Source organism: Sphingomonas sp. (assembly GCF_042096255.1).
Taxonomy (GTDB): Bacteria; Pseudomonadota; Alphaproteobacteria; order Sphingomonadales; family Sphingomonadaceae; genus Sphingomonas.
Genome location: NZ_JBELLZ010000096.1, coordinates 1 through 10,733 on the forward strand (window position 1 = coordinate 1; position 10,733 = coordinate 10,733).

At 67.6% G+C, this 10,733-nt stretch carries 13 protein-coding genes; 2 read left to right on the forward strand and 11 right to left on the reverse strand.

What is annotated here, in order from left to right; genetic code table 11:
- From ACFDTH_RS14990 to ACFDTH_RS15005, 4 genes are all read right to left on the reverse strand, one after another.
- Positions 1 to 389, reverse strand: a 389-nt coding sequence (locus ACFDTH_RS14990; protein ID WP_375288364.1) for a GAF domain-containing protein, incomplete at its 3' end; no start/stop codon positions are given.
- Positions 390 to 445: 56 nt separating this feature from the next.
- Positions 446 to 985: a single-stranded DNA-binding protein gene (ssb, locus tag ACFDTH_RS14995; RefSeq protein ID WP_375288365.1), complete on the reverse strand. Its 540-nt coding sequence runs from the start codon at positions 983 to 985 to the stop codon at positions 446 to 448.
- Between the two features lie 9 nt (positions 986 to 994).
- Positions 995 to 2,842: a ferrous iron transporter B gene (locus ACFDTH_RS15000; RefSeq protein WP_375288366.1), complete on the reverse strand. Its 1,848-nt coding sequence runs from the start codon at positions 2,840 to 2,842 to the stop codon at positions 995 to 997.
- Positions 2,843 to 2,853: 11 nt separating this feature from the next.
- A complete protein-coding gene (locus tag ACFDTH_RS15005; protein ID WP_375288367.1) occupies positions 2,854 to 3,111 on the reverse strand; it encodes a ferrous iron transport protein A in 258 nt (85 codons plus the stop codon).
- Positions 3,112 to 3,206: 95 nt separating this feature from the next.
- Here ACFDTH_RS15005 and ACFDTH_RS15010 point away from each other — a divergent pair, with 95 nt between their 5' ends.
- Positions 3,207 to 4,103, forward strand: coding sequence for a hypothetical protein (locus ACFDTH_RS15010; RefSeq protein WP_375288368.1), 897 nt, complete (start codon positions 3,207 to 3,209; stop codon positions 4,101 to 4,103).
- An 83-nt stretch (positions 4,104 to 4,186) separates the two neighbouring features.
- Here ACFDTH_RS15010 and ACFDTH_RS15015 read toward each other — a convergent pair whose 3' ends face one another.
- Both ACFDTH_RS15015 and ACFDTH_RS15020 read right to left on the reverse strand, forming a co-directional pair.
- A complete protein-coding gene (locus tag ACFDTH_RS15015; protein ID WP_375288369.1) occupies positions 4,187 to 4,837 on the reverse strand; it encodes a COQ9 family protein in 651 nt (216 codons plus the stop codon).
- Positions 4,834 to 5,763: a DMT family transporter gene (locus ACFDTH_RS15020; protein WP_375288370.1), complete on the reverse strand. Its 930-nt coding sequence runs from the start codon at positions 5,761 to 5,763 to the stop codon at positions 4,834 to 4,836. The genes ACFDTH_RS15015 and ACFDTH_RS15020 overlap by 4 nt, the downstream gene beginning before the upstream one ends.
- A 44-nt stretch (positions 5,764 to 5,807) precedes the next feature.
- Here ACFDTH_RS15020 and ACFDTH_RS15025 point away from each other — a divergent pair, with 44 nt between their 5' ends.
- Entirely contained in the window at positions 5,808 to 6,884 is a 1,077-nt protein-coding gene (locus ACFDTH_RS15025; RefSeq protein ID WP_375288371.1) for an alkene reductase, read from the forward strand.
- 167 nt (positions 6,885 to 7,051) lie between these two features.
- Here the strand turns inward: ACFDTH_RS15025 and ACFDTH_RS15030 are convergent, their stop codons facing one another.
- The 5 genes from ACFDTH_RS15030 to ACFDTH_RS15050 all read right to left on the reverse strand — a co-directional run.
- Positions 7,052 to 7,936 (reverse strand): bestrophin family protein, encoded by an 885-nt coding sequence (locus ACFDTH_RS15030; protein ID WP_375288372.1) that lies wholly within the window; start codon positions 7,934 to 7,936, stop codon positions 7,052 to 7,054.
- A gap of 6 nt (positions 7,937 to 7,942) precedes the next feature.
- Complete coding sequence (gene ribH, locus ACFDTH_RS15035) at positions 7,943 to 8,362, reverse strand: 6,7-dimethyl-8-ribityllumazine synthase (protein WP_375288373.1); 420 nt, start codon at positions 8,360 to 8,362, stop codon at positions 7,943 to 7,945.
- Positions 8,363 to 8,460: 98 nt separating this feature from the next.
- On the reverse strand, positions 8,461 to 9,612 hold the full coding sequence (ribB, locus tag ACFDTH_RS15040; RefSeq protein ID WP_375288374.1) for a 3,4-dihydroxy-2-butanone-4-phosphate synthase: 1,152 nt from the start codon (positions 9,610 to 9,612) through the stop codon (positions 8,461 to 8,463).
- Positions 9,596 to 10,207: a riboflavin synthase gene (locus ACFDTH_RS15045; RefSeq protein ID WP_375288375.1), complete on the reverse strand. Its 612-nt coding sequence runs from the start codon at positions 10,205 to 10,207 to the stop codon at positions 9,596 to 9,598. The genes ribB and ACFDTH_RS15045 overlap by 17 nt, the downstream gene beginning before the upstream one ends.
- Positions 10,171 to 10,733: RibD family protein (locus ACFDTH_RS15050; protein ID WP_375288376.1), on the reverse strand; the 563-nt coding region annotated here is incomplete at its 5' end. The genes ACFDTH_RS15050 and ACFDTH_RS15045, both read right to left, overlap by 37 nt.

Here is a 10,733-nt window from a genome sequence, read left to right on the forward strand (position 1 = left end):
AGGGGCGCGCCCGCGTAGAAGCGGATAGAGGGCGCGCCCGTCACCAGCGGATTGTCCGCAAAGCGGGAATCGGCTGTGGCGTCGGGCACCTCCATGACCTTCTCGCCGCGCATCGCATGCGCGCAGAACGACATGGAGCGTGGCGTCGATTCGGCATCCAGGCCAACGCGAGAAAGGAAGCGCTGATGCGCCTCCTCCACCAGACTGACCAGCGCGGTGGGGGTGCCGCACAGTTCGGCGGCGAAAGCGACAATATCGTCGAGCGCGCCGAAGGTGCGCGCGCCAGCGATGTCATAGGCGGCGATGACCTCGGCGCGAGCAGATTCGTCGAGTGGCGGCGGCGAGGCAGGATGGTCGGGCGTGGCGGGTCCGATCGGGCAGACTGGCATGGATCAAGGGTGATCAGGCGCCAACCCGGCGGGAAGGCAGCAGTTCCGCCGCAAACTCAGAACGGAACGTCGTCGTCCAGATCGTCAGCGAACCCGCCACCCTGCCCGCCACCCTGGCCATAGCCGCCGCGCTGGCCGCCGCCGCTGCGGGCGCCACCCTGGCCGCCGCGCGGGGCACCGCCGCCGAAATCGTCGCCGCCGCCCCAATCGTCACGACCGCCGCCGGCGCCGCCGCCACCGCCGGGCGCGCCGTCCAGCATGGTCAGCACGCTGTTGAAGCCCTGCAGCACCACCTCGGTGGAATAACGGTCCTGGCCGCTCTGGTCCTGCCACTTACGGGTCTGGAGCGCGCCCTCGATATAGACCTTGGAGCCTTTGCGCAGATAGCGCTCGGCAACATTGGCGAGGCCCTCGTTGAAGATCGCCACCGAATGCCATTCGGTGCGCTCCTTGCGCTCGCCGCTATTGCGGTCCTTCCAGGTTTCTGAGGTGGCGATGCGCAGGTTCACCACCTTGCCGCCGTTCTGGAACGAGCGCGACTCGGGGTCCCGCCCCAGATTGCCGACCAGAATGACTTTGTTGACGCTGCCTGCCATGAGAGACCTCTAGAGGCCCGCGGCGACCGCGAGCCAGTATGTGATTCCCGCCATGACGTAGGCGGCGGCGAACAAATAGCCAACCATGAACAGCGGCCACTTCCATCCGTTGGTCTCCCGCCGGGTCACCGCGATTGTCGAGATGCACTGCGGCGCGAACACGAACCACATCAGGAAGGCGAGCGCGGTGGGCAGGCTCCAGCGGTTCTGGAGGTTCTGGGTGATCGTCTTCTGCCCCGCCTCGCCCTCCGCGTCATCGACGGCATAGACGGTGCCGATCGCCGACACCGCTACCTCGCGCGCCGCCATCGCCGGGATCAGCGCCAGCGCGATGTCGCGGTTGAAGCCGATCGGCGCGACCACGACCTCGATGCCGTTCGCGATCCGCCCGGCGATGGAATGGTCGACCTGGCTCTGCCCCTCGGGCGCGCGTGGGAAGCTCAGGAGCAGCCACAGCACCACCGTGGTGACCGCGATGATCGTGCCGGCGCGCTGGAGGAAGATCCACGCGCGCTGCCACAGGCCGATCGCGACGTCCTGAAGCCGCGGCCACTGGTATTTCGGCATCTCCAGCATGAAGCCGGAGCTGTGCCCCTTGGTCACCGTCCGCCGCAGCACCAGCGCCGCGACGAACGCGCCCACAATCCCCAAGAGGTAAAGGCCGAGCAGCACCAGCCCCTGAAGGCCCACCAGCGGCGCCACCTGCCGGTCCGGGATGAACGCGCCGATGATGATCGTATAGACCGGCAGCCGTGCCGAGCAGGTCATCAGCGGCGCGATCAGGATGGTGGTCAGCCGGTCCTTCTCGTCCTCGATGCTGCGGGTCGCCATGATGCCGGGCACCGCGCAGGCGAAGCTGGAGAGGAGCGGAATGAACGCGCGGCCGGACAGGCCGACGCCCGCCATCAACCGGTCCATCAGGAAGGCGGCGCGCACCATGTAGCCAGAGGCTTCCAGCACCAGGATGAACAGGAACAGGATCAGGATCTGCGGCAGGAACACCACCACCGCGCCGACGCCCGCAATCAGTCCGTCGGTGAGCGCGGAGCGGAGCAGGCCTTCGGGCAAGGCGCCGTCGATCGCGGTGTCGAGCGCCGCGAACACGCCCTCGATCCAGCCGATCGGCGCTTCCGACCAGCTGAACACCGCCTGGAACATCACGAACAGCAGGCTGACGAGCAGCAGCGGCCCTAACACCGGGTGCAGCGCCACCGTGTCCAGCGCATGCGCCCAGCGGCGTGCGGGCGTCTCACTGACCGTGGCGGCGGCGGCGATCTGGCGGGCGCGGCGCTGGAGCGTGGCCATGTCGCCCTCAGGAGCGGCGGCAGCGGACGGAGCGGCAGCACCGAGCAGCTCGCCAAGCCGCGCACGCAGCTCCTCCAGCCCGCGGCGGCGCACCGCTACCGTCGGCACCACCGGCACCCCCAGCTCGCGCGACAACACCTCGGCATCCAGCGTCAGCCCATCGCGCTCGGCAAGGTCGACCATGTTGAGCGCCACCACCACCGGCATGTCCAGCGCGACCAGCTGGAGCGCGAAGCGCAGGTGGTTGTCGAGGTTGGAGGCGTCGATCACCACCACCAGCGCATCCGGGCGCCGCTCCCCCGGCTGGCGGCCCATCAGCACGTCGCGGGTCACCCGCTCGTCGGCGGAGGAAGGCTCCAGGCTGTAGGTGCCGGGCAGGTCGACCAGCTCGATCGGGCGACCATCGTCCAGCACCATCCGGCCGGCGTGCCGCTCCACGGTAACGCCGGGATAATTGCCGACCTTCTGGCGCGCGCCGGTCAGGGCGTTGAACAGCGCGCTTTTGCCGGCATTGGGATTGCCGACCAGCGCGATCATCGATGCGGGGTTCATCGCGGGCGGCGTTATTCCGCGGGCAGCGGATCGACCGCGACCTGCACCGCCCCCGCCACCGCGCGCCGCAGCGCCACCGTCATCCGCCCGATCCGGCAGGCGATCGGCCCGCCGCCGATCGAGGCGCGGTGAAGCACCTCCACCGCTACGCCGGCATCAAATCCCAGCTCGCGCAGCCGCTTCGCCTCCGGCGGCGCCAGCCGCGCCCAGTCGATCGTGGCGACGGTGGCGGACTGGTGCCGCGGCAGCGAGACGAGATCGTGGGGCATGGACGCATGCTTACGCTTGGTGCGAGTGGTTATCAATAGAGTGCCCCTTCCCGTATGCCGATTGACATCGGATCAGTAGGGCGATTCAAGGAGCCGTGACTCACGCACGCTTCTCGGTCGTCTATGATGGTCCGGCGCTTGCCGACCACACGATCGATGTTCGGGAGCTTGCGCCCGCGCTTCTGGCCATTGGAGAGCTATTCGACACCGCCAACAACGCTCTGAACGGCGACCGCACGAACATACGCGTCAATGTCCGTGCGCACGAGCCAGGCTGTTTCTCGATCGACCTGGATGTCGTGCAGAGCCTCGTGAAGCAGGGCCTTGCTTTTCTGACGGGGGACGAAGTTACCGCCGCTCTCAATCTGAAGGAACTGCTCGTCGGTGCCGTGGGGACGGGAGTCGGGCTCGTCGGCCTCATTAAGTGGCTTCGCGGTCGCAAGCCTGAGCGGATCGAGCGCTTGGCCGACGACATGATGCGCGTGACGATCGATGGCAGTTCGATCGACGTTCCACTGAAGCTCCTCAGGCTGTACCAGGATCTTGCGGTTCGCACGGCTGTTGAAAAGGTCGTCGAGCACCCGTTGCAAGCAGAAGGTGTCGAGAGCATCTCCTTTGTGGAGAGGGGCGTACAAACCGAAAAGGTAGAGAAAGCAGAGGCGCCGCTATTCCGCGCTCCCCAGCTAGACGACAAGATCATCATTGACGACGTGCGTCGGGCGGCGTTCTCGATTGTGTCCTTGGCCTTCAAGGAGGATAACAAGTGGCGCCTTCACGATGGCCAGAATCAGATCAGCGCTATCATTACCGATGAAGATTTCCTGAGGCGCGTCGACAGAAACCTTGTCTCTTTCTCGAAGGGAGACGTGCTCGTATGCGAGGTGCGTTTCTTGCAAAAGCAGACCGCTAGAGGCTTGGTTACCGAGAATATAGTGGAGCGCGTAGTGGAGCACCGGCCAGCGCCGCGGCAGTTGGAGCTCCGAATCGACTAAGACGGTCGATGACTTCGTATGTGCGTGCAAGTCGCTAGAAACCTCGCGTGAACCCTCCCGTGACCCGCGGGCGAGAAGATTGATCAGGTCACCGGATAGCGCAGCCGGCCGACGAAGCGCGACAGGCTGGGGCGCAGCGCCGCGCGTTGGGTGAGGCCCACCTTGGCCTTCTCAAAACGCATGATGCCCTCGATCCGGCGCTGGAGAAAGGCGCGCGTGTTCGCCGCACCCTCGCTCTCGTCGTCCAGGAACACCGCGATCGTCGCGGCATAGACGCCCGCCAGAATCGTCCGCTTGGTGTAATGATTGTAGTCGACCGCCGTGTCGCCCGCCGCGCGCCAGATCGTGTCGGCGGTCCGCCAGCCCAGCTTCGCCGCGCGCGCGAGGTTCTGCGGCATCGCCAGAATCGCCAGCGCGCGCCGAAGCGACTCGCGCTGGCCGATCATCACGTCGAGCCGCGCCTCGACCAGCGATGCAATCCGCTGCCGGATCTTCATGGCGGCGATCCGCTCGGGCGGCAGCTGCGCCAGCATCGCCGCATCGATCGCGGCGAACCAGGCGTCGATCATCTGCACCGCGCCGCCTTCGAAGGCGAGCGCGGCGACATCGCGATCGATGCCCGCGGTATCGGCCGCGATGTCGCGCGCGGCATCTCCCCACCCGTCGAAGGCGGCGTTGGCCGCGATCTCCGGCGCGAGCGCCAGGCGAATCTCGTCAAGCGTCAGGTCGGTCATGCCGGCTTCCTATCACGCCCGCCGTCACGACGCACCAGAACCAGCGCCACCGCGATCATCAGCGCGCCGATCACGTCGGCGGCACCGAGCCGCTCGCCATAAGCGAGCCAGCCGATCGTCGCCGCGATCACCGGCTGGGTCAGCAGGGTCAGCCCGACGATCAGCGCGGGCAGCCGGCCGATCGCGTAGATCAGCAGCCCCTGGCCGACCACCTGACTCAGCAGCGCCAGCGCGACCAGCGGCGCGAAGCTGGTCGGCATGATCTGCTCGCCCAGCGCCCATGCCGCGAGCAGCAGCGGCGGCGCGGCGGCCGCACTGGACCAGGCGAGCGCGGGCAGCGGCGCCATCTGCCGCCGGGCGCGCGCCATCATGATGAAATAGCCGGCGTAGAGCACGCCGGCGAGCAGGCATAACAGGTCACCGCCCAGGTGGCGCGGATCGAGCTGATAGGACCTGCCCATCAGCAGCACCGCGCCCGCGAGCGCGAGCAGCATCGCCGATCCCTGCGTCCGCGTCGGCCACGTCCGCGCGATCAGGAAGCCCCAGAGCGGATAAATGAAGGTCGCCGAATTGCCGAACAGCGTCGCATTGGCGAGCACCGTCTTGTGGATGCCGATGTGCCAGGCGGCGAGATCGCCCGCGAACAGCAGTCCCGAGCCGAGCAGCACCGGCCACAGCCCTTTCGCGGAGGCGATCGGCCGTCCACCGCTGACGCCGGCGAGCAGCAGCAGCAGCGGCGTGGCCAGCGCGATCCGCCAGAAGCCCGCCGCGACCGGCCCGGCATCGGTCATCCGCACGAACCAGGGGCCGAAGGCGAGCGCGACATTGCCGAGGAGCAATGCGGCGAAGGCGAGTGCGGGTGTGCTTTGCAGATGGAAAGGATATTTTGGGGACGGGGCCTCGTGCATGCGGCCCGTTAGCGGCATATGTCGGGCGCGTCAGGTAGCAAACCGCAACCGAAAGGGAATTCATGCCCAGCCTCTTCGATCCGATCACGCTCGGCGCCATCGCGGCGCCCAACCGCATTCTGATGGCACCGCTGACCCGCACCCGCGCAACCGACGATCACGTCCCGACCGAGCTGATGATCGAATACTACCGCCAGCGCGCGTCCGCGGGCCTGATCATCACCGAGGCGACCGGGATCAGCCGCCAGGGGCTGGGCTGGCCCAACGCGCCGGGCATCTGGACGGAGACCCAAGTCGAGGCGTGGAAGCCGATCATCGAGGCGGTGCATCAGGCCGGCGGGCGGATCATGGTACAGCTGTGGCACATGGGTCGGCTGGCGCGTCCGGACACCACCGGGCTCCAGTCGATCAGCTCCTCAGCCATCCGGGCGCCTTATCCGGTGCCGGAGAAGAACCCCTACGACACGCCGCGTCCCGCGACGCTGGACGACATCAAGCAAACGCTGGATGATTATGCCAGCGCCAGCCGCAATGCGATCGCCGCGGGGTTCGACGGCGTTCAGGTCCATGGCGCCAACGGCTATCTGATCGACGAATTCCTGCGCAACGGCGTCAACCATCGGGATGACGGCTATGGCGGCAGCCCCGAGAACCGCATTCGCCTGATGCGCGAGGTGATGGAGCGGGTGATCGCCGAGGTCGGCGCCGATCGCACCTCCATCCGCCTCTCGCCCAACGGCGAAACGCAAGGCACAGACGACAGCGATCCCGAGGCGGTGTTCCTGCCCGCCGCCAAGGCGCTGGACGCGCTGGGCATCGCCTTCCTGGAACTGCGCGAGCTGGCGCCGGACGGCACCTATGGCGCCAGCGACGTGCCCAAGCTGAGCCCGAAGATCCGCGAGGTGTTCAACGGGCCGCTCGCGCTCAATCAGGATTACAGCCTGGAGGCGGGCCAGCGCGATCTCGACAGCGGCCTTGCCGACGCGATCGCCTGGGGTCGGCCGTATATCGCCAACCCCGATCTGGTGGAGCGCTTCCGCCAGGGCGCACCGCTCAACCCGCCCAACCCGAAGACCTTCTACTCGAAGGGTCCGGAGGGCTATATCGACTATCCGGCGCTGGAAGCCGCGGCGGTCTGAGCCTTACCAGAGGATGCCGTCGACCCGCCGTGCCGGCGGCGGCGCCCCTGACCTGCACTTACCAGAGGATGCCGTCGACCCGCCGTGCCGGCGGCGGCGCCCCTGACCTGGACTTACCAGAGGATGCCGTCGACCGGCTGAGCCGGCGGCGGCGCCCTAGACTGGACTTACCAGAGGATGCCGTCGATCGGCTGAGCCGGCGGCGGCGCCTCGTCGCCGATCGCCTGGAGCAGGTCGATCTCGATCGTGCGGCACATGGCAGACAATGGCACGTCGTGCACCGTGTTGGCGAACGGATCGACCAGGTCGTCGCCGATCGCCAGCACCGCCAGGAACATCAGGCCCGCCACCGTCGAGCCCAGCGGCGTCGCGAACCCCAGGGTCTCCACCAGCCCGATCGGCAGCAGGATGCAGAACAGGTGCGTGAACAGCGTCGGGAAGAACCGGTACTGGTTGGGCAGCGGCGTGTTCTTGATCCGCTCCATGCCGCCCTGCGCATTGGCGATGTCGACCAGCACGGCTTCCATCTGGGTTTGCTGGATGGTGTCGATCCAGCCTTCGCGGCGGGCGATGTCTATCCTGCGCCCGGTGCCGTCGAGCAGGCCGTTGGCGATGTTGGTGCGGGCCAGCGCGAAGTCGGCTTCGCCGCGCGAGAGAAAGCGTAACACCTCGTCGTCAGCGGGCTGGCGGCGCAGCTGGCAGCGCAAGGCGTTCACATAGGCGATCTGGCGCAGCACGATGGTGCGCTTCATGTCATGCGCCTCGGGATCGGGCAGGAAGTTGCGCGCGGCGCGGGCGATGTTGCGGCTGGCGTTGATCATCGCCCCCCACAAGGTGCGCGCCTCCCACCAGCGCTCATAAGCGGAATTGCCGCGGAAGCCGAGGAACAGCGCCAGCGCCGAGCCGAACAGCGTGAGCGGCAATGATGGTGCGCGGAACGGCACGAAATAATAGAAGACGGTGACGAACACGTCCCAGACGAACAGCAGCGCCAGCGGCTGCCAGACCTCCAGCACGATGACGCGCAGGCGCGGGGTACGATCGACGATCATGACGGATCAGCGCAGTCGATCCGCCAGGTCCATCATCGCCATCGCGGCGCGTGCGGCGCCGCCGCCCTTGTCGAGCTGCGCAGGATCGGCGCGGCGGATCGCCTGCTCCTCGTTCTCGGTGGTCAGGATGCCGTTGCCGATGGCGAGCCCGTCCATGGTCAGCGCCATGATGCCGCGCGCGCTTTCGTTCGAGACGATCTCGAAATGATAGGTCTCGCCCCGGATCACCACGCCCAGCGCAACGAACGCGTCGTAGCGGCCGCTCTCCGCCGCCATTGCGATCGCGCCGGGAACCTCCAGCGCCCCGGGCACGGTGACCAGCTCCACCTCATAGCCCGCCGCCTCGATCGCGCCGACCGCGCCGGTGACGAGCATGTCGTTGAGATGGTCGTAGAAGCGGGCTTCGACGATCAGGATGCGGCGCATACGGGTCTCCGGCGCCCGGCGGGAAAGCGGGCGAAAGTGTCGGGGGCTGTTAGCGCCCGGCGGCCGGAAAAGTGCCTCCGGGACGTTACGATTTCTTGCTATTCGCCGCCAGTGCCGGGGATCGGGCGCTCGTCGACGATCGACAGGCCATAGCCCTCCAGGCCGACCAGCGCATGGTGAGTGTTGGTGAGCAGCACCATCTCCTCCACGCCCAGCTCGGCCAGGATCTGCGCGCCGACGCCGTAGTCGCGCAGCTCCTCGATCTCGGGCGCGCCGGCGCCCTTGCCCTCGCCGCGCAGCCGGATGAAGCGGCTGACCGAATCCTTCATCGGCCGGTTGATCACCACGATCACGCCCGCGCCTTCCTCCGCGATCAGCTCCATCGAGCGCGATAGCAGACCGGAACGCTCGCTGACCTCGCCGAACATGTCGACGAACCAACTGGCGGTGTGCATCCGCACCAGGGTCGGCTTCTCGGGATCGATCCGGCCCTTGACCAAAGCGATCGTCTCGTCGCCGGTCGCCTTGTTGTGATAGGTCACCGCACGCCAGTCGCCGCCCCAGCGCGACGGAAAGGTCATCTCCGCGCGCTTCTCGACCAGATGGTCGTAGCGGCGACGGTAGGCGATCAGGTCGCGGATCGTGCCGATCTTGAGATTGTGGAGCTGCGCGAAGGCGACCAGGTCGTCCATCCGCGACATGGTGCCGTCCTCGTTCATGATCTCGCAGATCACGCCCGAAGGGTTGAGGCCGGCGAGGCGCGACACGTCCACCGCCGCCTCGGTATGGCCGGCGCGGACCAGCACGCCGCCGTCGCGCGCGACCACAGGAAAGACGTGACCCGGCGTCACGATCTCCTCGCGACCCTTGGAGGCGTCGATCGCCACCGCGATGGTGCGTGCGCGGTCTGCGGCCGAGATGCCGGTGGTGACGCCCTCGCGCGCCTCGATCGAGACGGTGAACGCGGTCTCGTGCCGGGTGCCGTTGTTGCGGCTCATCAGGTCGAGCCCGAGCTGGTCGACCCGCGACTTGGTCATGGCGAGGCAGATCAGCCCGCGGCCGTACCGGGCCATGAAGTTGACCTTCTCGGGGGTGGCCATCTGCGCGGGGATGACGAGGTCCCCCTCGTTCTCGCGATCCTCGTCATCGACCAGGATGAACATCCGGCCGTTCTTCGCCTCGTCGATGATCTCCTCGGGCGAGGACAGGAAAGCGTGCCGGAGGCGCGCGACTTCAGCTGGCTTTGCCACGGTAATGTTCCATTCGCTGGAGATAGCGGGCGAGCACGTCGATCTCGATGTTGACCGATTGCCCTTGTTCGAGCGCACCCAGGGTGGTGACCGCTTGGGTGTGCGGGATAACGTTGACCGCGAAATGCGTGCCGTCCTCGCCGTCGCGCACCTCGTTGACGGTGAGCGACACGCCATCGACGGTGACCGAGCCCTTCGGCGCGAGGAAGGGGGCGAGATCGTCGGGGACGCGGAAGCCGATCCGCTTCGAGTCGCCGTCCGCGCAGATGCCGAGCACGGTGGCGATGCCATCGACATGGCCGGTGACGATGTGACCGCCGAGCTCGTCGCCCAGCTTCATCGCGCGCTCGAGATTGAGCGCGCGGCCCTCGGCCCATTGCGTCTCGGCGGTGCGCGCCACGGTTTCGCCGGACACGTCGACGACGAAGCGGCCGGGCGCCTTGTCGACCACCGTGAGGCACACGCCCGAGCAGGCAATCGAGGCGCCGAGGTCCACGCTATCCATGTCATAGGCGGTCGCGATCGTGACGCGCAGGTCGCCGCGATGCTCGACCTGCTCTATGCGCCCGATGTCGCTGACGATTCCGGTGAACATATGATCTCCCGCCGGCGCTCGTAAACCTCCAGCCGGTCGCTGCCAAGCGCACGCGCATCGTGGAGCAGCCAGCGGCCATGTGCACCTGACAACGATGTCAGGTCAAGTCCGGTGATTGCCGGTCGGCCATCGCCGATCAGGATCGGCGCACGGTACAGGAGGAGGCGATCGACCAGGTCGGCGCGCAGGAAGGCCGCGGCGGTGGCGGCGCCGCCTTCGACCAGCAGGTGATCGGCGGGCAGCGTTGCGATGTCCGCGGGCGACGCGATGGTCAGCACTTCGGCAGACAGGTTGCTGCTGGTGAGGACCACACGCGCCGGCGCATGCGGCTCGAGCCCGGGCAGCCGCACGTCGAGCCGGGGCGCATCGATCTCCCAGGTGCCGCGGCCGACCAGGATCGCCTCGTGCCGGCTGCGCTCCAGATGGGCATGGGCGCGGGCCTCCGGACCGGTGATCCAGCGACTTTCCCCCGACGCGAGTGCGATGCGGCCGTCGAGCGAGGTCGCCAGCTTGAGCGTGACGTGGG

What these genes read in the sequence shown, in the direction of transcription:
- ssb (WP_375288365.1), bottom strand. Translation starts at nt 985, where the DNA reads ATGGCAGGCAGCGTCAACAAAGTCATTCTGGTCGGCAATCTGGGGCGG.
- ACFDTH_RS15000 (WP_375288366.1), bottom strand. Translation starts at nt 2,842, where the DNA reads ATGAACCCCGCATCGATGATCGCGCTGGTCGGCAATCCCAATGCCGGC.
- ACFDTH_RS15005 (WP_375288367.1), bottom strand. Translation starts at nt 3,111, where the DNA reads ATGCCCCACGATCTCGTCTCGCTGCCGCGGCACCAGTCCGCCACCGTC.
- ACFDTH_RS15015 (WP_375288369.1), bottom strand. Translation starts at nt 4,837, where the DNA reads ATGACCGACCTGACGCTTGACGAGATTCGCCTGGCGCTCGCGCCGGAG.
- ACFDTH_RS15020 (WP_375288370.1), bottom strand. Translation starts at nt 5,763, where the DNA reads ATGCCGCTAACGGGCCGCATGCACGAGGCCCCGTCCCCAAAATATCCT.
- ACFDTH_RS15025 (WP_375288371.1), top strand. Translation starts at nt 5,808, where the DNA reads ATGCCCAGCCTCTTCGATCCGATCACGCTCGGCGCCATCGCGGCGCCC.
- ACFDTH_RS15030 (WP_375288372.1), bottom strand. Translation starts at nt 7,936, where the DNA reads ATGATCGTCGATCGTACCCCGCGCCTGCGCGTCATCGTGCTGGAGGTC.
- ribH (WP_375288373.1), bottom strand. Translation starts at nt 8,362, where the DNA reads ATGCGCCGCATCCTGATCGTCGAAGCCCGCTTCTACGACCATCTCAAC.
- ACFDTH_RS15045 (WP_375288375.1), bottom strand. Translation starts at nt 10,207, where the DNA reads ATGTTCACCGGAATCGTCAGCGACATCGGGCGCATAGAGCAGGTCGAG.